Genomic DNA, 23,133 nt, shown 5'->3' on the forward strand with positions numbered 1-23,133 from the left:
GACTGAGGGCCTTGCTGTTTTCTCGTCAGGATGCTTGCCATGCCTATCGATCCCGCTACTTTTGCCCAGCGCCCCTCCCGCATCGTCCATTGGGTGGACGGCGCGCCTGCCCAACCCGCCGGCACGCGCACGGCCGACGTCTACAATCCCGCGACCGGAAGCGTCACGGGCCAAGTCGTCCTGGGCAGCGCCGCGGACGTCGATGCCGCCGTCGCCAGCGCCAAGCGCGCGTTTCCCGCCTGGGCCGATATTCCGCCCATTCGTCGCGCCCGCGTCATGTTCCGCTTCTTGGAACTGCTGAACCGCCACAAGGACGACTTGGCGCGCGTCATTACGGCCGAGCACGGCAAGGTGTTCACCGATGCGCAGGGCGAGGTCGCGCGCGGCATCGACATCGTCGAATTTGCCTGCGGCATTCCGCAACTGCTCAAGACCCAGTTCACCGACCAAGTCTCGACCGGCATGGATAACTGGACCCTGCGCCAGCCGCTCGGCGTAGTCGCCGGCATCACGCCGTTCAACTTTCCGGTCATGGTGCCGATGTGGATGTTCCCGGTTGCCATCGCGGCCGGCAACTGTTTCGTGCTCAAGCCCAGCCCCGTGGATCCCTCGCCCTCGCTGATGATGGCGGAACTCTTGAAAGAAGCGGGCCTGCCGGACGGCGTATTCAACGTCGTGCAGGGCGACAAGGAAGCGGTCGACGCGCTGATCGCGCATCCCGACGTGGCGGCGATCTCTTTCGTCGGCTCCACCCCCATTGCGCAAAGCATTTACGAGGCCGGCGCGCGATACGGCAAGCGGGTGCAGGCACTGGGCGGCGCCAAGAACCACATGGTCGTGATGCCGGACGCGGACCTGGACCAGGCCGTGGATGCGCTCATCGGCTCGGCCTACGGTTCGGCCGGCGAACGCTGCATGGCGATCTCGGTGGGCGTGTTGGTGGGCGACGTGGCCGATCGCATCATGCCTCGGTTGATCGAGCGCACCCGCGCGCTCAAGGTCAAGAATGGCATGGAGCTGGATGCCGAAATGGGCCCCATCGTGCATGCCGCCGCCCACCGCCGCATCAGCGACTACATCGGCATAGGCGTGGAGGAAGGCGCCCAGTTGCTGGTAGACGGCCGCCGCTTCGATCCCGCCTCGGCCGGCCCTGGGTGTGAGAAGGGCTTCTGGATGGGGGGCACATTGTTCGATCACGTGCAGCCCCACATGCGGATTTATCGCGAAGAAATCTTCGGACCCGTGCTCTCTTGCGTCCGCGTGCCGGATTTCGCCGCTGCAGTCGAACTCATCAACGCCCATGAATACGGCAATGGCGTGAGCTGCTTTACCAGCGACGGAAACGTGGCGCGGGAATTCAGCCGGCGCATCCAGGTCGGCATGGTCGGCATCAACGTGCCGATTCCCGTTCCCATGGCCTGGCATGGATTCGGAGGCTGGAAGCGGTCGCTGTTCGGCGACATGCACGCCTACGGCGAAGAAGGCGTGCGGTTCTATACCCGGCAGAAGAGCATCATGCAGCGCTGGCCGAGCAGCATCGGCAAGGGGGCGGAGTTCGTCATGCCCACCGCCAAGTAGGCGGTTCCATGCGCGGGCCCGCACCTGCGGGAGGGAATGCCGGGCCGCCGCGCGGCCCGGTGCGGGCGTTCACGCGGTGCTGGACGACGGGCTTGCCCAGCCTACAATCCTGACATGTCCGTCGTTCGTTCGTCCACGCCCGCCATGGCCGCTTCGACTCCGCCTCGGTTCCAGTTCCGGCTGCGCGTCTACCGGGATGCCGGCATCGCCATCGGTCCGGGAAAGATCGCCTTGCTGGAGGCTATTCTCCAGACCGGCTCCATCACTGCTGCTGCCCAGCAAATGAACATGTCCTACCGTCGCGCCTGGTTGCTGGTGGACGAATTGAACCGCGCGCTGCGCGAGCCCGCGGTGGAAAGCGCCGTGGGCGGCGCACGGGGCGGCGGTACCGTGGTGACCGAAATGGGCAAGGAGCTCATTCGCCGTTACCGTTCCATAGAAGCCACGGCGCATGCCGCCGCCGCGGACGATATCGACGCGGTGAGCCGGATGCTCGCGCCTTGATGCCGCGCGCTGTTCCTCCAGGCAACCCTCCCCGCTGCTAGTTCGGCTGCCGTTTCCATTCCGGGCGATGCCCGTCTTGCCGCGGCGCCGGACGTGTGCGCGAAAAAACAGGGGCTGTTCACGCCAACCGGAATCGTTATATTCTTTGGAATATGACGAGTGCGCTGTTCGAGAGCTTCGACGCTTTTCCGCTGGTTCTGTCCCTCAAAGTCGCAACCCTGGCCACGCTGCTCGCGTTGGCGGCAGGCATGGGGCTGGGCTGGCTGTTCGCGCGCAAGCCGTTTCCCGGCAGCGGCGTCATCGAAGCGCTGTTCATGCTGCCCCTCGTGCTGCCGCCCACGGTCATCGGCTATGGCATCTTGCTTGCCGCCGGCAGGCGCAGCCCGCTGGGGCAATGGCTGTACGAAAGCTTTGGCTACACCCTTATCTTCAACTGGCATGGGGCGGTCGTGGCCTCGGCATTGGTGGCACTGCCGCTTGTGCTCAAGTCCGCCGGCGCGGCGTTCGCCGGCGTCGATCGCACGCTCGAGGCCGCGGCCAGCACGCTCGGGCAGTCGCGCTGGTCGGTGTTCCTGCGCGTGACCCTGCCGCTCGCCTGGCCTGGGATCTTGGCCGGTACCCTGCTGGCGTTCGCCCGGGCCATGGGCGAGTTCGGGGCGTCGCTAATGGTGGCCGGGTCTATTCCGAATCGCACGCAAACCTTGTCCATGGCCATCTACGATGCGGCCCAGGCGGGCCAGGACGAGCTGGCGATGTTGCTGGTGTTGATCGCGTCAGCCATATCCGTTGCCATTCTCTTGGCTTGCAACCGTTATTTGTCTTTCCGCTAAGGTCGAGCGATGCCGTTCATCCGCCGTTTCACCGTGTTCCTGTGCATGGCGTGCTTGCCGGCGTCGACGCTTGCGGCCGAGCTCATGGTGTCGGCCGCGGCGAGCCTGACCAACGCATTCCGGGACATCGGACGGCGCTTCGAACAGCAGCATCCCGGAACCGTCGTCCGGTTCAACTTTGCCGCATCGGGCATTCTGCTCCAGCAGTTGCGCCAGGGCGCGCCGGCGGATGTCTTCGCCAGCGCCGACCAGGCCACGATGGACCGTGCGGCGGCAGAAAAACTCGTCGATGGCCTCACGAGGCGCAACTTCGCCGCCAACAGCGTCGTCCTGGTCGCTCCGGCGCGCGGCGGGCCCGACCTGGCCACGTTGCAGGACCTGCTTTCCCCGGCTGTCGAACGCATCGGTGTCGGCAAACCGGCCACCGTGCCGGTGGGCGGCTACACGAAACAGGCGCTTGAGGCCGCTGGGCTCTGGACGCCGCTAGAGGCCAAATTCATCCTCGCAGACAGCGTGAGGCAGGTGTTGGACTATGTCGGCCGCGGCGAGGTCGACGCGGGTTTCGTTTACCGCACGGATGCCGCACTCGCGCGAGACAAGGCGCGTGTCGTGCTGACGGTCGCCGGACACGCTCCGGTTCTTTATCCCGTCGCCGCCACGCCGGAAAGCCGGTCCCCAGGGTTGGCCCGGTCTTTCATCGATTTCCTGTTTTCCGAGCCCGGCCGCGAAGCGCTGAGGCGTTACGGATTCGAAAATCCATGATCGACGTCGACATCACGCTGACGATCCAGGACGGCGCAAGGCGTTTCGACCTTGCCGCCCGCTTTGCCACCGAGGCTTCGTTCGTGGCGCTGTACGGGCCCTCCGGGTCGGGCAAGACGTTGACGCTGCAGGCCGTGGCCGGCCTGCGCAAGCCGACGGCCGGGCGCATCGCCCTCGGCGGCCGGACCCTGTTCGACGCCGAGCGCGGCATCGACGTGCCACCGCCACGGCGCCGTATCGGCTACCTGTTCCAGCACTATGCCTTGTTCCCGCATTTGACGGTCCGGCAGAACATCGGCTTCGGATTGGGTTCTTGGTGCCGTCGCCCCTCGCCCGCAGACGAACGACGCGTCGACGAACTCATGCAGCGATTCGGCCTCACCGACATGGCGGGTAGCCGTCCCGCTGCGCTCTCGGGCGGCCAGCAGCAACGCGTGGCGCTCGCGCGCGCGCTGGCATGCGAACCGGATGCGCTGCTCCTCGATGAACCGTTCGCGGCATTGAACCCGATGCTGCGCGGCGCGCTGCGCAAAGAGCTCGCCGAGGTCGCCCGCCAATGGAAGATCCCGGTGCTGATGATCACCCACGATGTGGACGACGTGCTCGAACTTGCCGAGGTCGCCTTTATTTACGAAGGCGGACAAATCGTCAAAGAAGTGAACGTGCGCGACGGCTCCAGCCGGGTCCTCGCACGCCGCGCACTGGGCGACGAAGCCTCGGTCGAAACGCCCATGCGGCGCAAGTTGCGCCATTTGCTGGGCGATGGCGCGGCCGTGGGCTGAGGAGCGTTATCTCCGGCAAGCGGGGCGCTGTAGAATCGACCGTCACCGAGCGTCCCGTGCTCGCCCTCGACCGTTCGCCTTTGGGTTCCCCATGCAAATATTCGATCGCTCCGCCGCAGTGGGTTTTGGCTTCAATCCCTTGAATCGCCTCTCCGAATCCCGCGGCGACCAGCAGCTCATCCAGGGCCTGCGGAGTGATCCCGCCACGCGCTTCATGGTCTTCATCGACGACGTTCCCCTGCTCGACGTGCGCGGCGCCCAACCAAATCCCTTCTTTCCTGCCCAGGCTTGGAGCGGTTTCGGTCCCGCAGGACACGAGATCTTCATGGGACAAGATGAAAACGGCGTGGCGCTGTTCGCTGTGTCGCTAGACGGCGTACCGGCGCAAACCGCGGGCGAGCGGCCGGGTCTCGAGCTGCTGGACCTACGTTCCATCGCTACGCGGGGACTTTTCCCGCCAGACGTACTGGGCGAACTCGGTGCCGCCAAATCCATATTGAGCTGGCACGCCCGGCATCGCTATTGCGCTAACTGCGGCGCGCCGAGCCGAGTCTCTTCCGCCGGATGGCGGCGCGACTGCGACGCCTGCGGCGCGCAGCATTTTCCCCGCGTCGATCCAGTGGTCATCATGCTTGCCGTCGATGGCGACCGCTGCTTGCTGGGCCGGCAGGCCCGCTTCGCGCCGGGCATGTATTCGGCTTTGGCAGGCTTTCTCGAGCCTGGCGAAACCATCGAAGATGCGGTGCGCCGCGAAATCCGGGAAGAGGCCGGTGTTTCCTGCGCCGAAGTCGCGTACTTCGCCTCCCAGCCTTGGCCGTTTCCGGCTTCGCTGATGATCGGCTGCTTCGCCCGCGCGTGCGACACCGCCGTGGTCGTGGACCAAGCCGAGCTCGAAGATGCGCGCTGGTTCAGCCGCGACGAAGCGCGCAGGATGCTGGACGGCACGCATCCAGGCGGACTTTCGGCACCCAAGCCGTTCGCCATCGCCCATCACCTGATCCGGGCCTTTGCCGACGGCGATTATCGATTGGCGTAGGCTCCTCGCGGCCCGGGGCAGGCCCGGCCCGCGTCATCCTGGCATTGCCCAAGAGAGCTAGTTGTACGCCGTCGCGGTACTGCTGGATTGCGCGCCCGCGACATCCCTCCATGACGTTACCCGTGGTCCGGAGCTTTCCCTCCTTGGCGTTCTCACTTTCTTGACAACGCCGATTTCCTTCGCTCAATATGATCATTAAGCGGTCATAAGTAACCGCTAAGCGGATAATTTAAGGCGAAGGAGGCGTGGAGATGAGAGGCATACTGACCCGGCTGAGGATTTGTGCGCTCGGCCTGACGTTGTGCATGGGAGCATCCGTGGTGGGCGCGGCACCGGCAGACGACTATCCCAGTCGCCCCATCCGGTTGCTCGTCGGATTCGGGCCCGGTGGACCGACCGATTTGACGTTCCGCAAACTGGCGGAGCTGGCAGCCCGGCATTTGGGCCAACCCATCATTGTGGAAAACAAGCCGGGCGTGGGGGCTACCTTGGCAGCCTCGACCATGGCCAGGCAGGACAAGCCGGATGGCTACACCATTGCGTCGGCGACGGCAGGCCTGTTCCGGGTTCCCTATATGCAAAAGGTCGACTGGGATCCGATCCGGGACTTTACTTGGATCGCAGGGTTGGGCGGCTATACCTTCGTGCTCGCGGTCAAGGCCGATTCACCCTACCGCACGGTGGCAGACTTGGTGAAGTACGCCAAGGCCAATCCTGGCAAGGTGTCTGTGGCAACGGCCGGTGCCGGTACCAGCATGCACTTGTTGACGGAAGCGTTCGCCGCCGAGTCCGGCACCGAATTGACTCACGTCGGCTACAAGAGCAGCAGCGAAGCAGCTGTCAGCCTGCTGGGCGGCCAGACCGTGGCAGCCTTGGACGCGATCGGGAGCCTGTTGCCTCACGTGCAATCGGGAGCGCTGCGCCTGCTGATGTCCTTCGATGCTGAGCCCACGCCATTGCTCAAGGATGTGCCTACGGCCCGCAGCCTCGGCTATGCAATCGTCAATTCCGCACCGTATGGATTGATCGGGCCCAAGGGCATGCCCGAAAGCGTCGTGAACAAACTGGCGGCCGCTTTCAAAGCTGCGGTGGACGACCCCGAATACACCAAGCTCCTGGAAAAACTGGGCCAGACCTACTGGTTTAGCCCGCCTTCGGAATACGGCAAGTTTGCCGCCGACTATTACGTCTCCGAGCGAAAACTCGTCGAGCTCGCAAAATTGGTGCGCCAGCCGTGATGGCATGCAGGAGGAAGGCACCATGAGGATCGTTATCGCGGGCGCTGGCATAGGTGGACTGACTGCTGCGCTCAGCCTGCACGCTGCCGGCTTTACCGATGTCACCGTGCTGGAAGCAGCTCGCAAAATCCAGCAGCTGGGAGTCGGCATCAATTTGCCGCCGCATGCGGTACGCGAGCTGGACGAGCTGGGGCTGGGCGAAGGGGTCGCCTCGTTCGGCATTCCCACCGCAGAGCTTGCCTATATCGACAGCGCAGGGCAGCTCATCAATGCCGAGGCTCGGGGGCTGGACGCGGGTTATCGCTGGCCGCAGTATTCGGTGCACCGGGGCAAACTACAAGAGTTGCTATTGAACGCCGTGATCGACCGGCTGGGCGCCGGGGCCGTGCATACGGGGCGTCGCGTGCAGCACGTCATCCAGGAGAACGGTACGGTACGCATCGCGGCCGTCGATCCCGAAGGGGTGCCAAGCGCCTACGAGGCCGACGTGCTGGTTGGCGCCGACGGCATTCGTTCAGCCGTCCGTACCGCCTTGTACCAAGGGGGGCAGCCTCTTGCGACCAACGGTTGGACCATGTTCCGCGGTGCCGGGCCCGGACCGGCATTTCGCGGCGGTCGTTCGATGGTGATCGTGGGTGACGAACACTTGCGTTGCGTGGTGTATCCCATCGGTCCCGGCATCCTGAACTGGTTGATCGTGCGCCCCACGGAGGGCGCAACCGGAGAACTGGGCAATTGGAACCGGCCGATCTCGCCGGAGGTCGTGGCGAAATACGTCGAACACTGGGACTTCGAGTGGTTGGATATTCCTGCGCTCGTGCGCAGGACCGAAGCGGCCTACGAATATCCCATGGCGGACATCGATCCCCTGCCACGTTGGACGTTCGGAGCGGCCACCCTATTGGGGGATGCGGCGCATGCGATGTATCCCTTTGGTTCGAATGGCGCTTCGCAGGCGATCATCGATGCACGCGTCTTGGCCTATCACTTGGCCACCCAGCCTAGTGCAGAAGCAGCATTGGCGGCATATGAACGGGATCGCCGGGAAGCCGTCGCCGCCGTGCAGCAGGCCAACCGTACCATGGCGGGTGACGTGATGAAGCGGGTCAGCGACCTTGCACGCGCACGCGATCACGCTTCCGCCGCTGCCGAGCTGGCACGCGTGGAGCAGCGATATAGGCAGTTGGCGGGCTTTGACGTAAAGACCCTGAACGAACGTCCTTCCTGGAGCGTGACGCGCGCGTAATGCTTGCGGTGCGCTGTCTTCCTAGTCGAGCGAGCGTGGCGACGTAGGCACTGGCCATGTGCGCGTTGCCTCCAGGGACGGCCTGGTTCCTTTCACGTGTATCAGCTGACGTAGGCCGATAGTCTCCTTCACCAATCGCTAGGGCCCGACGCCATGCCACACATCTGGGGAAGCCTCTGTCGCTTCTATTGATGCAAAATCAACCTTAATATTTAATGAAAAAGTACTTGCATTTGCAAGTTTATTTGTGAGTTAATACGCCATGAATAGTTAGACGACGCGTGACTTCCCATGGCTTCGAATTCGCGTTCCACCCAGCGCAAGCCGATCGAGCCCCTCGAAGAGGAGCTCGACGCGATTAGCGATCGGCGCAGCGAGAAAAAAACGGCCTATCTATTGCGGCAAGTGTCGGAACGGCTGGCCATCAGCCTGACCGAGGCACTCAAGCCCTTCAATCAGACGGCGAGCGTCTACCGGGTGTTGATCGCCCTGACGCGGCGCAACCATGCCCGCATGCGCGACCTGATCGAGCTGACGCTGATTGAATCGTCCACGCTCAGTCGCACGATCGGCCGGATGGAAGCGCAGGGCTTGGTGACGGTAGAGCAAGACGACGACGACGGCCGGGCGGTCATTATTTCCATCACGGACGCTGGGCGTGACCTGCTGGACGAAATGCTTCCAGCGGTGTCGGCACAGTATGAATGGTCGGTGCACGACATTCCTCCTGCCGATCTGGAGGTCATGAGGCGAACCCTGCAGCGCATGCTGCGCAACCTGAAGATTTCCCCAATTAAGTAACCGAGCACCCCTTGGGCGGCTGCTCGGCCGCGTCCGCCGCTATGCGCCGGAGTTCGAAGAGGAGATGGTCATGGAAACGCAAGGCTCGCCCATCTGGATTGACGGGAAGCTCGTCGACTGGTCCGAGGCCTCGGTGCATTTCGTCAGCAATAGCTTCCAGTATGGATTCGGCGTGTTCGAAGGCATACGAGCCTATGAAGGCGAAGCAGGAACGTCCATCTTTCGCCTGGACGCACACATCGATCGCCTCTTCAACTCGGCCAAGATCATCGGGTTGGACATCCCGTACGGTCGCGACGAGATCATCGAAGCATGCTGCGAAACGGTTGCTGCAAGTGGATACACGCAGTGCTACTTGAGGCCGGTGGCTTATATCGGCTACGGCGGCATGGGCTTGAGTTACGGCGATTGCCGCGTGAGCGTGGGGATCGCCACCTGGTACTGGGGCGAGTACCTCGGACAAGGAAAGCTCGAGCAAGGCATTCGCGTCAAGACGTCTTCCTACACGCGCCATCACATTAATTCCAATATGTCCAAGGCGAAGGCCTGCGGCAATTACATGCTCTTCCAGATGGCCCGGACCGATGCGCTGCGCGATGGCTACGATGAAGCGCTTTTGCTCGACTCGCAGGGGCACGTGGCAGAAGGGTCGGTGGAAAACGTCTTCATCGTTCGCAACGGAGCGCTGATCACGCCGCCCCTCACCTACATCCTCGATGGCATTACTCGCGACTCGATCATCGCATTGGCGCGCAGCCAAAGGCTTGAAGTACGGGAGGAGTTCTTCACACGGGACGCGATGTACACCGCGGACGAAGCATTTTTCGTCGGCACTGGAGCCGAGATCACCCCGGTGATCGCGCTCGACAACCGCCTCATCGGCAGGGGCACGCCCGGGCCGCTGACACGACAACTGCAATCCCTCTATTTCGAGACTGTGCGTGGCCGCAACAAGCGTTTCGGCCACTGGGTGACACCCGTGTCGCGGGCCATGGCCTGACGCGGGATTTAGCCATGGCCATCGACTACGCCCAGCCCTACCCGTCCCAGCGTTCGCCGGTGCTGGCCCGGAACGTCGTCTGCGCCTCGCAGCCGCTCGCCGCACAGGCAGGATTGCGCACGCTTTGGCTAGGAGGCAATGCCGCGGATGCCGCGGTAGCGGCGGCCATCGCGTCCACGGTCGTGGAGCCGACCGGCAATGGGCTCGGCAGCGACGCCTTTGCCATCGTTTGGGATGGTACCCAGCTTCACGGGCTGAACGCGAGCGGACGAGCTCCTGCCCAATGGACGCCGGACCGTTTCGTAGGCATGCAGGCCATGTCTCGCCGCGGATGGGATAGCGTCACCGTGCCGGGTGCGGTCTCGTCCTGGGTTGAACTGAACCATCGGTTCGGAAAACTCCCGTTCGAGAAACTGTTCGAACCGGCGCTCGACTACGCCCGGCGCGGGTTTGCGGTAAGTCCCATCATCGCCGCGCTGTGGGAAAGAATCGCTCCCAACTATGCCGACCAACCCGGGTTTGCTGACGCTTTTCTGCCGGGTGGCCGTGCGCCGGCTGCCGGCGAAGTCTTCCGCAATCTGCCGTTAGCCGACAGCCTGGAAAAAATCGCCGTCACGCAGGGCAAAGCGCTGTACCAGGGAGAGCTGGGAGAAGCCCTGGTCCGACATGCTGCGCAGCACGGCGGTGCCATGACCATGGATGACCTGGCATCCCACCGCGTGGAGTGGTGCGGGACTTTGTCTCAGCGCTTTGCCGGCATCGAGGCGCATGAGATCCCACCGAACACTCAGGGCATTGCAACGTTGATCGCGCTGGGCATCTTGGAGCGGCTAAACCTCGGCCGCTACGCAGTCGACAGTGTCGACGCGATGCATTTGCAGATCGAGGCGATGAAGCTGGCCTTCGCGGACGTCGAGGCCTTCGTCGGCGATCCCGAGTCCATGAGCATAGCGCCCACTGAGTTGCTGAGCGACGCGTACCTGGATTCCCGTGCCGCACTGATCGATCTGCATCGGGCGGGAGATTTCGGTGCAGGCGCGCCTAGGCAGGGCGGCACGGTCTATCTCACTGCCGCCGACGAGGCCGGCATGATGGTGTCGTTCATACAGTCCAACTACGAAGGATTCGGGTCTGGCATCGTCGTGCCCGGAACGGGAATCAGCCTGCAGAACCGGGGAATGGGCTTTTCTCTGCAAGCCGGGCATCCGAACCAGGTCGGCCCGCGCCGGCGCCCCCTACATACCATCATCCCGGGTTTCGTCCTTCGCGCAGGTCAACCCGCCATGAGCTTCGGCGTGATGGGCGGGCCGATGCAGGCCCAGGGGCATGTCCAGCTGATCGTTCGTACTCAGTTGTTCGGGCAAAACCCGCAGGCGGCCTCGGATGCGCCCCGATGGCAAGTCGTGAGCGGGCGGGAGGTGCTGGTCGAGGCTGCCATGCCCGAATCTGTCGTCGAGGGCTTGCAGGCGCGAGGGCACGTTGTCCGAAAGCAGGCGCCCCAGGCGGCTTTCGCGTTCGGGGGCGCGCAGATCATCGTGCGGGAGCGTCAAGGCTATGTCGCTGGTTCTGACCATCGCAAAGACGGCGCGGCCGTCGGTTTCTGATAACGGAGAAATGCATGAGCGTGCCGCGGGAAGAATACGGAGAACGAATTAGCCGGGCGCGCATGCACATGAGCGCGGCAGGCATGGACGGGTTGATCGTTACCGATCCCGTTTCTTTCCAGTACTTCACCGGAGAGAAGGCAAGCGCGGGGCGCCCCGCTGCGTTCGTATTGCCGGCGAGTGGCGAGCCAGCCCTGATCAATTGGAGCGGTCCCGACATGTTCGCGCGCGTGTACCGCCAGAACCGAACACTAGTTGTCGCGGACCGGCGCATTTATCCTGAAGTGCCGCTTAATAAGCTCGCATCGACGGATTGGGGAGTGGCAGAGGTTCTCGTCGAGCGGGGCCTGGCGCACGGAAGGGTGGGCATCGAGCTGGGAACCGAGCCGCTCCTGGGGTGGGCCGTGGCAGACTTCGAGTCGCTCCGGTCGAAGGTGCCCCAGATAAGCTGGGTCGATTCCTCCCCTGTCGTCTGGGCTTGCCGGATGATCAAGTCCGAATGGGAGATATCGCAGCTCAAGACTGCCTGTTCGCTAGGCTCCTTAGCATGGAAGCGATGCTTCGAGCGATTGCAACCGGGCGTGACCCAGCGCGAGGTGCAACGCTGGATCCTAGCGCACTATGCAGAGCTGGGGGCGGACCTCGACTCGCCCCCGCCTATGGTGCTGGGTGCGACGGGTAAAGGTGGGGTGTTCCAATCCGGAGACATTCTTTACGTGGACGGTGGCTGCAGCGTCAACGGCTACAAGATGGACATTACTCGGCGCGCAGTCTTCGGTCCGCCGTCTCCGCGGCAACGGGCCGAGCACGACGGAATGTGGGAAATTCTATTCAAGGTGATGGATAGAATCCGCCCGGGCGTCACGACCGCTTCGATTTTCGAGTTTTCGCAGTCATTGCTGGCCGCGACCCAATGGACGAATTATTCCGACCATCCCGCCAAACGGATTGGTCACGGCATCGGCCTGACCAGTGAACCACCCTATATCAATGCCTTCGACGAGCACGTCATCCAAGAAGGCATGAGCATCACTCCCGAACCCAAGATTGAAACGCAGGAAGGATTGCTCAATGCGGAAGAGCACGTCATTGTGCGCGCGGATTGCTGCGAAGTGATCTCGGGAGACGCGCTCGACTGGACACTCCATACGATCTCGTAAACATCGCCGGATCGCACCGGGGGAAACCATGCCCACAGCTATTCGCCTGCTTCTCATGTCTGCCGACGACGTCAGTCATGCGGCCCCGTCGCTGCGCGAAATCATTGACATCGTCGAGCAGGCGTACTGCTGCGATGCGCGGGGCGAGGTCGACGTGCCGGCCAAGGTGGCGCTCCATCCTCACGGTCCGCAAAGCTTTTTGCACGCCATGCCCGCATGGGTAGGCGGGCTCGGGGCGTTGGGCATGAAGTGGGTATCCTTTTTTCCCGGCAATGCGGCTAGGGGGCAGGTGGATTCGAGCGCATTGATCGTTCTTAACGATCCTGATACGGGCGTGCCCGTGGCCATCATGGAAGGGATGTGGATCACTTATGCGCGAACGGGTGCCTGCGCCGCGCTTGCCGCCAAGTACTGCGCCAATCCCGCTCCTCGTCGTATCGGCTTGGTGGGTTGCGGAGGGCTGGGTGAATGGTCGCTGCGTTGTTTGGCGGCGGTCTTTTCCTCCATCGAGGAGGTATATGTCGCGTCGCGTCATCCGGAGTCGCGGGCTGCCTTTTGCGCGCGAATGCACGGGGAAGGCAATTGGACACTCGTGCCCGTGGACGATGTCCGGCAGGCGGTAGAGGGAATGGACATCGTCATATCGTCGGTGCCCAAACTGCAAACCCATCCTGTGCACGGGGCTTGGTTGTCGACCGGCACGCTGATGATTCCGCTTGACGTCACCGGTTCCTGGGACGATTCCGTGTATGCCTCGGCACAACGCATCGTTTGCGATCACCGCGGCAATCTCGAACTGGCGTTTCAGCGATATAGGCCGGGCCTGGATATCGACCAGGCACGGTTGGTCGACATGCAGGACATCGTGAGTGGAGACAAGCCAGGACGGATGTCCGCCCCTGAGCGGATCCTGGCCTTCATGACTGGCATAGGAAGCATAGACATGGCCGTGGCATGGGAAGTTTTCCGCCGGGCCGACAAGCAGAACCGGGGACAACGCTTCGCCCTGACGTGATCTCAGGGTTTCTTCAACTTCATGGAGTGGTTCTCATGAGCAAGCCATGTAGTGGGTTCCTCCGGACGCTGGCGTTCGCCGGCCTCCTGTTTTCGACGGCTGCGGTGTTCGCCTATCCAGAACGTCCGATAAGAATCGTTCTCCCCTATCCGCCCGGTGGCGGCGGGGACCTCGTGTTACGCAACTTGCAGCCGTCCCTTGAAAAGCATCTCGGGCAACCTGTCATCGTCGACTACAAGTCCGGAGCTGCCGGGAACATCGGCACCATGGAGGTCGTCAATGCCGCGCCCGACGGTTACACGCTCTTGATGGCGCCGACCAACAATTTCGTCATCAATCAGTTCCTCTTCCCCAAGATGGGCTTCGACCCACTCACCTCCCTGAGCCCGGTCAGTTTGCTGGTTGAGCAGCCGTATCTGCTTACGGTATCCGGAGCCCTGGCGGCGCGGGACTTTGCCGAATTCGCGGCCTACGCCAAGGCGAACCCCGGAAAACTCAATTACGGCTCGCCGGGATCCGGAACGGTGCCCCACATTTCCGCCCTGATGCTGTCCGATCACCTCGCCGCGCGCATGGTGCACGTACCCTACAAAGGCTCTCAGCCGGGAGTCCAGGCGCTCATTGCCAACGACGTCCAACTCTTCATCGCGAGCTATGGCATCGTGGCGGGGCAGATCTCCGCAGGTCGCATTCGCGCCTTGGCCGTCGCGGCGGACCAACGATTGCCGGCATTGGCGCAAGTCCCTACCACGGCCGAGGTTGGCCTGCCGCCGGGGCTCATTTTGTCCAACTGGTGGGGGATTGCTGCGCCCAAGGGAACGGGCAAGGAAATCGTCGATCGGCTAGCCGAAGCGTTCAAGCGCGCGGTGAACGATCAAGATGTGCAACGCAAGTTCGTTGAGCAGGGAACACTTCCTGTTGCCAGTTCCTCTCAACAGTTTGCGGACCGGATGCGCGACGAAGCGCAAAGCTGGAAAGCGATTATCACCAAGACGGGCGTAACGGTTGAGTGAGCCCCCATCGGCCCGGCTGTTGAGCAGAATGGGTGCGGACGCCCGTCGCAAAGGCGCGGCAGCTTGGGCGGCGGCGGGTGCATAGGGCTCGACAAATCGTGAATCAGATACAGACCTACTTCGACGGAGACCGCCGGGGTGATCGACCTTGGCCAGGTGGTTTTCGTTGGGGAAGGCCGCGCTTGACGCCCGAGGCGAGCGGCGGGTGGAGTTCTCCGCCCCACTCTTCGACAGTGCGTTGCAAGAGGTCGGAAACGACCTTACAGGCAGGCGTGAGCACGCCGGATTTAGGTAGAGCGAGCGTGACGTAGCGACGCAAATCAGGGTTCACGATCCGCGTCGCCTGCAGTGAGGCCTGATTCAACTCATGCATGATCGAATACGGCCCCAGGATTGCATACACCGACTGGGTGGCCGCTAGCTCCTTTTGCGCGGTCAGGGAGTCCGCCTCGATCACGGCATGAAGAGAAAACCCTTTGCTGCGCGCCGTTTCGTCGAGAATCGCGCGCCAATGGGCCGGTCTCCGCGGTAATACCAAGGGCAAGCCCTGGAGTTTCGCGAAATCGAGGGTTGGCGCCTGGGTCAGCGGATCGCCTGGTCTGGAGACAAGGTAAGTATGGCCCGTCGCGAGCAGTCTTTCCTCTGTGCTGGCTGGTTTGTGGTAACGGAAAAGAATCGCCATGTCCACCAAGCCGCCGTCTAGCAGGGCATCCAGTTCGCCGCCCTGACCTTCCCGTATGTTTAGGCGTATGAGCGGGTATTGCTCGCGCAGTCGACCGAAGAGCGTCGTCATGAGCGGGTGTGCGGTCGACGGCAGTATGCCCAGTCGGACTTCTCCCATGGGCACTGACGAGGTGGAACGGATTTCCCGGAACAACTGATCCGTGTCTGCCAGCCAGTTCCGCACCCGCGTGATGATGTGCTCGCCTAGCTCGGTCAACACGACGCCCCGGCCGGTGCGCCGAAAAAGCCTGCCGCCGCACTCGCGTTCCAGATTCCCGATCTGGCGACTAATGTGCGATTGCACGGTATGGCGGGCCACCGCAACTTTGGTAAAGCTGCCGGCTTCGGCGACCTCGACGAAGAGCTTCAGATCGGCTTGGTTCATCGTAGGGCATGCAGTGGAGATATCTCTATTCTGGCATGTCTGAAATCTCTGGCTCAAGGCTAGGAAGATATCTAGCGGATTTCTACACTGCAAGCCGTCACGACGTTGCGCGCGCTGTACAGACATCCGATCAACGGCGCCGGGGCCCCGGCGCCTGAACTGTGTACCACCATGAGTCAAATCCATTTGGCGCCAGAGACTGCGCCCTTGCGTATCGCCGTTGATATTGGCGGTACGTTCACAGACATGGCTGCATTCGACGAGCGTTCCGGCACATTACATTTCGGCAAGGCCTTGTCCACGCACGGCCGGCTCGTCGAAGGCATTCAGCACACGCTCGACGGTGCTGGCGTGGACCTGCGCAACGGCTATCTGTTTCTGCACGGTTCGACCATCGCAATCAATACGCTGCTCGAGCGAAACGGCGCCAACACGGCGCTGCTGATCACCGAAGGATTTCGCGACATCTACGAGATCGGCCGGGTAAACCGTCCGGACGCCTACAACCTTTTTTTCGCCAAGCACACGCCGTTGGTCAAGCGTTCGCTGCGCTATGAGGTCGAGGAGCGTCTGCGCGCGGACGGGAGCGTACATAAGCCGTTGAACGAGGCTCTCGTGCGGGAGGTTGCCCGCGAACTGAAGGCAAAGGGGGTGGAAGCCGTCGCAGTGCTGCTTCTGCACTCCTACCGCGAACCCGCGCACGAAAAGCGGGTCAAGGAGATCTTGCTCGAAGAACTGCCTGGTGCCTTCGTCACGGCTTCTCACGAATTGTCCCAGGAGTATCGCGAGTTCGAGCGGGTCTCCACAGCAGTCGCTAACGCTTACGTCGGGCCGCGGGTATCCGCTTACTTGGGGCAGCTGGAAACGCATTTGGCCGAGCGGGGCTTCGGCGGGGACTTCTATGCCGTCCAGTCAACCGGCGGTTTGTTTCCGGTCGCACACGCACGCCGGGAGTGCGTGCGCATGCTTGAGTCCGGGCCCGCTGCGGGCGTTATCGGGGCGCAGGCCATCTGCGCGCAGCTGGGTCTGCCCGATGCGATTGCGTTCGACATGGGTGGAACCACCGCCAAGGCGGGTGTCATCAGCCAGGGCCGTCCACTGACCACGGGTAGTGCGCTGATCGGTGGCTATGAGAGGGCGCTACCGATCCAGATTCCGATGATGGACATATTTGAAGTTGGCACGGGCGGCGGCAGCATCGCCCGCGTCCAGCTGGGCGACGCGTTGCGCGTGGGCCCGCAGAGCGCGGGATCGATCCCGGGCCCGGTGTGCTATGGGCGCGGTGGCACGGAGCCCACCGTGACCGATGCAAATCTCATCCTCGGTCGCCTGGACGCGGAACATTTCCTGGGCGGCGAAATGCCGCTGGACCTGGCGGGAGCCCGGGCCGCCATGCGGGATCGCGTCGCCGCACCGCTAGGATTGGATATCGTCGAAGCGGCGGACGGCATCCTGCGCATCGCAGTGACGGGGATGTCTCATGCGGTCAAGGCCGTCACGACTGAGAGAGGGCTGGATGCCGGCAGCTTCACGATGGTGGTCTATGGCGGCGCTGGCCCTTTGCACGCTTCGGCCATTGCGCGCGAGCTGGGTATCCGGCGCGTGCTGATTCCTTATGCACCAGGGTACTTCTCAGCGTACGGAATGCTGTTCAGCGATTTGCGCTACGACTACGTCCGCTCAGTGTTCCGTCACCTGGAAGACTTGTCATTCGACGAAATCGAGGCGCTGTATGCCGCGATGGAGGAAGAGGGGCGCGGAGCCGTAGAGACCTCGGCGGTCCGACCGGAAGACATAGTCATTGAGCGATCCGTCGACATGCGATATGTCGGCCAGGAGCACGCCGTAACCGTCGAGTTGCCTCGCGTCTACTTCGATCGACGTGACCGCGATGCCATCAAGCGCCATTTCGACGATGTCCACGCGATCCGCTACGGCACGTGTGCGCCCGCTGAACCTGCCGACATCGTCAGCCTGCGCGTGACGGTAATGGGCATCATGCGAAAACCCCCGCGCCATGCCGTACCGGCGGGGTCCGCGACTCCGCCCGCATCTGCGCGGCGCACGATCAAGCCAGTCTATTTCCGCACCCACGGTCTCGTGCAGACCCCCGTATATCGGCGTGATGCTTTGCTCGCGGGGAACTGCATAACCGGCCCGGCCCTGATCGAAGAGCACGCCTCCACGACGGTTGTTCAACCCGGCGACGAGTTGACGGTGGACGATAGCGGCAATTTGCATGTGCTCATTGGGAGCGAGCGTTGATGAATGCGAGAGATTCTAAGCAGGACACGGTCGATCCGGTGACCGTAGAGATCATCCGCAACGGCCTCCTGGCCGTGACGGAAGAAATGAAGACCAATTTGATGAGGACCGCCTACAACCTCATTATTTACGAAGCGCTGGACTTCACCGTGGGCCTGTTCACGCCACAAGGGGAAACGGTATCCATCGGTCTTGGCCTGCCCATGTTCATTCGCGGCATGTCGGAAACGGTAAAGGCCAAGATACGGCATTTCGGGTTGGAAAACATTCACCCCGGCGACATTTTGGTGACGAACGACGCCTATATTACGGGCAGTCATTTGAACCACTTTACCTTCACCATGCCGGTGTTCTACGAAGGCCGCATCGTAGCGTTTACGTGCTGCATGGCGCATTGGCTGGACGTAGGCGGGACCCTCGGGCAAGTGACGACCGACATCTTCTCCGAAGGCATACAGATTCCCATCGTCAAGTACCGGCGCGGCGGTGTGGTCAATCAGGACCTCGTGGACATCATCGCGATGAATGTTCGTCTGCCGGAGCGCGCATTGGGAGACCTGCGTGCGCAGATCACGGCCATTACTACGGGCGAGAAGCGTTTCTTGGAGTTGGTCCAGCGGTACGGGGTCGAAGCGGTACATGGGTCGATTGCGCGCATCATGGATCAATCCGAAGCGCTGGCGCGCAAGAACACGCTCAGCATTCCCGACGGCGTCTACGAAGCCGAGTCGTTCATGGACGATGACGGCGTAGACATAGGGCGCCGCATCCCTATCCGGGTCAAAGTGATCAAGCAAGGCGACGAAATGACCATCGACTTGTCGGACGTGAGCCGGCAAGTGCGCGGGTTCTACAACTCGGGCTTTACGACCGGCATTGCCTGCGCCCAGGTGGCGTTCAAGTGCCTGACGACGCCGACCGACTATCCCGTCAACGACGGCAGCTTTCGCCCGCTGAAGGTCGTCATGCCGATGGGCACCGTGGTCAGCGCCGAGCGCCCCTATCCCATGCGGGTGTGGATGACCTTTCCCATGACCGTCATCGACACGATCTTTAAGGCCTTGGCTCCCGCGATCCCCGACCGCGTCATCGCTGGCCACCATGCCGACTTGGTCTTTCCCAATATCCACGGCATATCGCCTGAAGACGGTCGGCTATTCATCGTCGGTATTGGGCCGCTGGGCGGAGGGTGGGGTGCAAAGTCCAGTGGGGATGGTGTCTCTGTCACGGTGTGCATCAACGACGGCGATACCCACAATAGTCCCACTGAACAGTTGGAAGCCAAGTATCCCGTTCTGGTGGAGCGGTACGCCATTCGCACCGATAGCGGCGGGGCGGGCCGGTATCGCGGGGGGCTCGGGGCTGAAATGGTGGTGCAGGCGCTCTCCCCGTTTGCTGTGACGACCCGGATCGACCGCATGCATTGCAAGCCCTGGGGCTTAGAGGGCGGCCACGAAGCTGCAGGCAATGGCATCGCCATTCGCCGAAATGGCAGCTGGGACGACAGTATGCCTAACGCGAAGATATTTAACGTGCGTTTGGAACGCGGTGATGCCTACAAGATGTTGTCAGGAGGGGGCGGCGGATTCGGTGATCCGTATGAACGCGATCCGGAAGCGGTCGCCGAGGATGTGCGCGAAGGTTACGTGAGTGCGGAAGCGGCTCGCGAGAAGTATGGCGTCGTGCTCACTTCTTCCGGCGCGGTGGATGCGGCGGCGACCGTCGCGCTGAGGAACCGGCCCCGTGCCTACTGAACCCGTACGCCGGCAGGCGACCGAGCTGCACCGCTTGTGGAACGAGCTCGCGCTGCAGCATGTCACCCTGGGCGGCGGCGCGTGTTCCTGTGGCATCGGCGGAGTGATCGTGCGTTTGCAGGACTTCGAGCGCGACATCTTGGATTATCTGCGGGGCGAGGCTGCCCGCCAGGAGCTAACCGAGGTGGCGTCCGTCCTGGAGCACCGTTCGTCTCACGATGCTCAAGAGGGATTGGCGGAGGTTCTTGCGTCGTTGTCCGACCCGGCATCCACGATGTCTGACGCTGCGGCGGAATGGTTGGTGGGCAGGCTTTCGAGAACGCTGACCTCGTTCTCGCGTTTGCACGGGGGTGCTGGAAGGACATAGTTCGAGATAGTCATGACCAATCGAAACCTGGATGATGACCGTACGCCCGTGACCGTACTTACGGGGTTCTTGGGCAGCGGAAAAACCACCTTGCTCAACCGCCTACTGGCGCAGCCGGTGCTGCGGGATACCGCCGTCATCGTCAATGAGTTCGGCGAAGTCGGACTGGATCACCACTTGCTCGAACAAAGCAGTGAAGAGTTGGTCCTACTTGCCAATGGCTGCATCTGCTGCACGATCCGCGGCGATCTGGCTGCGGCGTTCGACCGATTGCAGAAACATGTTTCTGCTCATTCTCCTGCGCTGCGCCGGGTGGTGATTGAAACGACCGGACTCGCTGACCCCGCGCCCATTCTGCATACGCTGATGAGCGAGCCGACCGTATCTGCGCGCTATCGACTGGGGCAGGTCGTGGCGACGGTCGATGCCTGCAACGGCCTGGAAACGCTCGATCTCCACCCCGAAGCCGTCAAGCAGGCCGCGGTGGCGGACCAGCTAGTGGTGACCAAGACGGACCTGGCAGCGGAGAGCGTACTGACGGACCTGCTTACACGTCTGCAGGAGATCAATCCGGCCGCCGTTCCGGTCGATGCGGTCCGATTGCCGGCCGAATTCGCCACATGGCTGGACGATCCCTCGCCAACCCGCGCCGCCGAATCCCTGAGGCAGTGGCTGCGGACTGACGCCTATGACGCACGGGATGAGCACCCTCATCACCACCACGCCATGGCTACCGGGCATGCGCACGATCGCTCCAAGCACGGGACGGACATTCGGGCTTATGCCGTCATTCGAGATGAGCCCGTTTCATGGGCCGGTGTTCAGCGTTGGCTGGCCATGCTGGCTGCCATGCGCGGCCCCGACCTGCTACGCATCAAGGGCATCTTGAATGTCGTTGAGCATCCGGGCCACCCGGTCGTAATTCATGGCGTCCAGCACCTGTTTCATCCGCATACGTTCCTGCCCGCCTGGCCGGACGAGGATCGACGAAGCCGCATCGTCTTCATCACTCGAAACATCGAGCGCGATCTCGTAGAAGAGACGTTGAAGATATTCGAGCACCGGTAACGCCGGTTTCCTGCCATCACATAAACATGCAAAGGAGACAACCGTGAAAACCCGTCTTCGTTACCTCATCGGCGCGCTGACATGCGCCGCCGCTTTGAACGCCGGCGCCCAGTCTTATCCGCAACGACCGGTCCGAGTCATCGTGCCATATCCGCCGGGAGGCACGGTGGATGCGGTGGCTCGCGTCTTTGCCGACGCGCTAAGCGAGCAGCTCGGGCAAACCTTCGTCGTCGAGAATCGCGCCGGGGCCAGTGGTTCCATAGGCAGCGAGGCCGTCGCCCGGGCCGCTGCCGACGGGTATACGCTGCTGGTCAATGCGTCGACTTTCGCTGCCAGTCCCCTGCTCTTGAAGAACCTTCCGTACGACATAGACAAGGACTTCACCCCTATCACCAATCTGGGCGAAGTTCCCCTATTGGTGACCGCCAACCCGTCGGTTCCCGCCCAGAACCTAAGCGAGTTCATCGCGCTTGCCCGCAAGCAACCGGGCAAATACTTCTTCGGCGCCTCCGCGGCCGGGTCTGCAAGCCATCTGGCAGAGGCTGCCATCAGCTACGAGGCCAAAGCTCAAATCCCCATTGTCCTGTACAAGGGCACCGCGCCGGCACTCACCGATCTCATGGGTGGCCACATCAGTGCAGTCATCGATGCAGTGCCCTCTTCGCTGCCGCCGGTTCAGGCCGGGCGCACCAAAGCGTTGGCAGTTACGAGTGCACAGCGCCTGGGGACGCTGCCGGACGTGCCCACCGTTTCCGAGTCCGGGCTGCCCGGATTCGAAATGGTCTCGTGGTATGGTCTGTGGGGGCCGGCAAAGCTACCCGTAGATATTGTGGGCAAGCTGCACGAGGCAGTGCGCAAGGCCGTCGATTCTCCCCGCGTAAAACGACTGATGAGCGAGCAGGCTTTTGTAGGCAAGGCAACGGAACCGGCTGACTTCGCAGCTTATGTGCGGGCCGAACACGCGAAGTACGCCCGGCTCATCAAAGCAGCCGGAATCACCATCGAATAAGCCAGAAAGCTGCCGTAGGAAGGGGCCGCCCGCAAAATGTGCCGGAGTGAGTCTCGCAACGGGGTGCGCTCGTTCTAGCTCCTCCAGGCCTCGTGGGCAGGGGGAAGCGTTGCGCCGTGCCGGCCTTCTTCCGGGCTCTCCTCCTCTTCACATCGTCGCCGCCCGGATCTGCGAGGCAGCTTGCCGCAGTTCGGCGAGGTACAGCTTGATAGCTTCTTCTTCCGTGAACTGGCCCGTCGGCAGGCTCACGTTGATGGCTGCGACGGTGTCGCCTTCCTGGTTGCGCACCGGCACCGCCAACCCGCATATGGCTTCATCGAGCTCGCCGTCTATCCACGCATAGCCCTGCTTGCGGGCTTCCAGGATGCGTTCGCGCAGTACGTCCGGGTCGACCACGGTGGCGCTGGTGAGGCGCTTGAAGGCGGCGGTCTGCAGGTAGCGCTCGAGCTCGTCGTCCGCCAGTCCAGCCAGCAATACGCGACCCATGGAGACAGCATGCGCCGGGAGGCGGCTGCCCAAGGACGGGCTCATGGTCAGGATGCGCTTGGTGTGCTGACGCTGGATGTAGACGATGTGTTCGCCGTCCAGCACGGACAAGGCACATGACTGTTTGATGCGTCCGCAAAGTTCTTCGAGGCTGAGTTGCGCTTGCCGCCAGTAAGGCAGGCTGTTCAGGTAGGACAGTCCCAACCGCAGTACGCGTGGCGTCAGCCAATAGCGCTTGCCGTCTGCTTGCACGAAGCCGAGTTCGATCAATGTGAGCAGGAAGCGCCGCACTGCCGTGCGGGGCAGTTCGACCGCTTCTGCGATTTCCGCAAGGTTCTTGCGGTACGGGCCGGTTCCCATCGCCTCGATCACCGCCAAGCCGCGGGCAAAGGTGCGCACGAATGATTCGCTTTCTGGGGTTGCCATAGGGTTCCTCGGGCCTTGACAGCGCAGGCCTTGGTCTAAATAATGGTCATAGAGCGGACATTAATATCCGCTAAGCGGTCA

General features: G+C 62.6%; 21 protein-coding genes. 19 read left to right on the plus strand and 2 right to left on the minus strand.

Features of this window, described 5'->3' with window-relative positions:
- The first annotated feature begins 39 nt into the window (after window positions 1-39).
- The 14 genes from Q0319_RS03970 (at window position 40) to Q0319_RS04035 (ending at window position 14,569) form a co-directional block, all read left to right on the plus strand.
- Window positions 40-1,578: a CoA-acylating methylmalonate-semialdehyde dehydrogenase gene (locus Q0319_RS03970; protein WP_299451094.1), complete on the plus strand. Its 1,539-nt coding sequence runs from the start codon at window positions 40-42 to the stop codon at window positions 1,576-1,578.
- Window positions 1,579-1,692: 114 nt separating this feature from the next.
- Window positions 1,693-2,082 carry a winged helix-turn-helix domain-containing protein gene (locus Q0319_RS03975; RefSeq protein ID WP_296466662.1) on the plus strand — a complete coding sequence of 130 codons (390 nt, stop codon included), beginning with the start codon at window positions 1,693-1,695 and terminating at the stop codon, window positions 2,080-2,082.
- A gap of 152 nt (window positions 2,083-2,234) precedes the next feature.
- Window positions 2,235-2,912, plus strand: coding sequence for a molybdate ABC transporter permease subunit (gene modB / locus Q0319_RS03980; RefSeq protein WP_296466660.1), 678 nt, complete (start codon window positions 2,235-2,237; stop codon window positions 2,910-2,912).
- A 9-nt stretch (window positions 2,913-2,921) separates the two neighbouring features.
- Complete coding sequence (modA, locus tag Q0319_RS03985; RefSeq protein ID WP_296466657.1) at window positions 2,922-3,674, plus strand: molybdate ABC transporter substrate-binding protein; 753 nt, start codon at window positions 2,922-2,924, stop codon at window positions 3,672-3,674.
- Window positions 3,671-4,456: an ATP-binding cassette domain-containing protein gene (locus tag Q0319_RS03990; protein WP_296466655.1), complete on the plus strand. Its 786-nt coding sequence runs from the start codon at window positions 3,671-3,673 to the stop codon at window positions 4,454-4,456. The genes modA and Q0319_RS03990 overlap by 4 nt, the downstream gene beginning before the upstream one ends.
- A 91-nt stretch (window positions 4,457-4,547) precedes the next feature.
- Window positions 4,548-5,492 carry an NAD(+) diphosphatase gene (gene nudC, locus Q0319_RS03995; protein WP_296466652.1) on the plus strand — a complete coding sequence of 315 codons (945 nt, stop codon included), beginning with the start codon at window positions 4,548-4,550 and terminating at the stop codon, window positions 5,490-5,492.
- Between the two features lie 251 nt (window positions 5,493-5,743).
- Window positions 5,744-6,730, plus strand: coding sequence for a tripartite tricarboxylate transporter substrate binding protein (locus Q0319_RS04000; protein ID WP_296466649.1), 987 nt, complete (start codon window positions 5,744-5,746; stop codon window positions 6,728-6,730).
- Window positions 6,731-6,752: 22 nt separating this feature from the next.
- On the plus strand, window positions 6,753-7,976 hold the full coding sequence (locus tag Q0319_RS04005; protein ID WP_296466646.1) for an FAD-dependent monooxygenase: 1,224 nt from the start codon (window positions 6,753-6,755) through the stop codon (window positions 7,974-7,976).
- Window positions 7,977-8,267: 291 nt separating this feature from the next.
- The gene (locus Q0319_RS04010; RefSeq protein WP_299451102.1) at window positions 8,268-8,777 is read left to right on the plus strand and encodes a MarR family transcriptional regulator; all 510 of its coding nucleotides are present in this window, start codon (window positions 8,268-8,270) and stop codon (window positions 8,775-8,777) included.
- Window positions 8,778-8,847: 70 nt separating this feature from the next.
- Window positions 8,848-9,777 (plus strand): branched-chain amino acid transaminase, encoded by a 930-nt coding sequence (locus Q0319_RS04015; RefSeq protein WP_299451105.1) that lies wholly within the window; start codon window positions 8,848-8,850, stop codon window positions 9,775-9,777.
- 14 nt (window positions 9,778-9,791) lie between these two features.
- On the plus strand, window positions 9,792-11,381 hold the full coding sequence (locus Q0319_RS04020; RefSeq protein ID WP_299451108.1) for a gamma-glutamyltransferase family protein: 1,590 nt from the start codon (window positions 9,792-9,794) through the stop codon (window positions 11,379-11,381).
- Between the two features lie 14 nt (window positions 11,382-11,395).
- Window positions 11,396-12,541: a Xaa-Pro peptidase family protein gene (locus tag Q0319_RS04025; RefSeq protein WP_299451111.1), complete on the plus strand. Its 1,146-nt coding sequence runs from the start codon at window positions 11,396-11,398 to the stop codon at window positions 12,539-12,541.
- Between the two features lie 28 nt (window positions 12,542-12,569).
- Complete coding sequence (locus tag Q0319_RS04030) at window positions 12,570-13,556, plus strand: ornithine cyclodeaminase family protein (protein ID WP_299451114.1); 987 nt, start codon at window positions 12,570-12,572, stop codon at window positions 13,554-13,556.
- Window positions 13,557-13,591: 35 nt separating this feature from the next.
- Complete coding sequence (locus Q0319_RS04035; RefSeq protein ID WP_299451116.1) at window positions 13,592-14,569, plus strand: tripartite tricarboxylate transporter substrate binding protein; 978 nt, start codon at window positions 13,592-13,594, stop codon at window positions 14,567-14,569.
- A gap of 115 nt (window positions 14,570-14,684) precedes the next feature.
- Here the strand turns inward: Q0319_RS04035 and Q0319_RS04040 are convergent, their stop codons facing one another.
- Entirely contained in the window at window positions 14,685-15,677 is a 993-nt protein-coding gene (locus Q0319_RS04040) for a LysR family transcriptional regulator (RefSeq protein ID WP_299451119.1), read from the minus strand.
- 171 nt (window positions 15,678-15,848) lie between these two features.
- On the opposite strand from Q0319_RS04040, the gene Q0319_RS04045 reads away from it, so the two are divergent.
- From Q0319_RS04045 to Q0319_RS04065, 5 genes are read left to right on the plus strand one after another with little or no spacing between them, the layout of a single operon-like run.
- On the plus strand, window positions 15,849-17,942 hold the full coding sequence (locus tag Q0319_RS04045) for a hydantoinase/oxoprolinase family protein (protein ID WP_299451159.1): 2,094 nt from the start codon (window positions 15,849-15,851) through the stop codon (window positions 17,940-17,942).
- A complete protein-coding gene (locus tag Q0319_RS04050; protein ID WP_299451121.1) occupies window positions 17,942-19,696 on the plus strand; it encodes a hydantoinase B/oxoprolinase family protein in 1,755 nt (584 codons plus the stop codon). Before Q0319_RS04045 ends, Q0319_RS04050 begins: the two co-directional genes overlap by 1 nt.
- Window positions 19,686-20,063, plus strand: a complete 378-nt coding sequence (locus Q0319_RS04055; protein ID WP_299451123.1) for a hypothetical protein — start codon at window positions 19,686-19,688, stop codon at window positions 20,061-20,063. Before Q0319_RS04050 ends, Q0319_RS04055 begins: the two co-directional genes overlap by 11 nt.
- A gap of 12 nt (window positions 20,064-20,075) precedes the next feature.
- On the plus strand, window positions 20,076-21,131 hold the full coding sequence (locus Q0319_RS04060; RefSeq protein WP_299451125.1) for a GTP-binding protein: 1,056 nt from the start codon (window positions 20,076-20,078) through the stop codon (window positions 21,129-21,131).
- 43 nt (window positions 21,132-21,174) lie between these two features.
- Window positions 21,175-22,140: a tripartite tricarboxylate transporter substrate binding protein gene (locus tag Q0319_RS04065; protein ID WP_299451128.1), complete on the plus strand. Its 966-nt coding sequence runs from the start codon at window positions 21,175-21,177 to the stop codon at window positions 22,138-22,140.
- Between the two features lie 147 nt (window positions 22,141-22,287).
- Here Q0319_RS04065 and Q0319_RS04070 read toward each other — a convergent pair whose 3' ends face one another.
- The gene (locus Q0319_RS04070) at window positions 22,288-23,052 is read right to left on the minus strand and encodes an IclR family transcriptional regulator C-terminal domain-containing protein (RefSeq protein ID WP_299451130.1); all 765 of its coding nucleotides are present in this window, start codon (window positions 23,050-23,052) and stop codon (window positions 22,288-22,290) included.
- Window positions 23,053-23,133: the final 81 nt, after the last annotated feature.

The organism is uncultured Pigmentiphaga sp., assembly GCF_937950555.1.
Taxonomy (GTDB): Bacteria; Pseudomonadota; Gammaproteobacteria; order Burkholderiales; family Burkholderiaceae_B; genus Pigmentiphaga.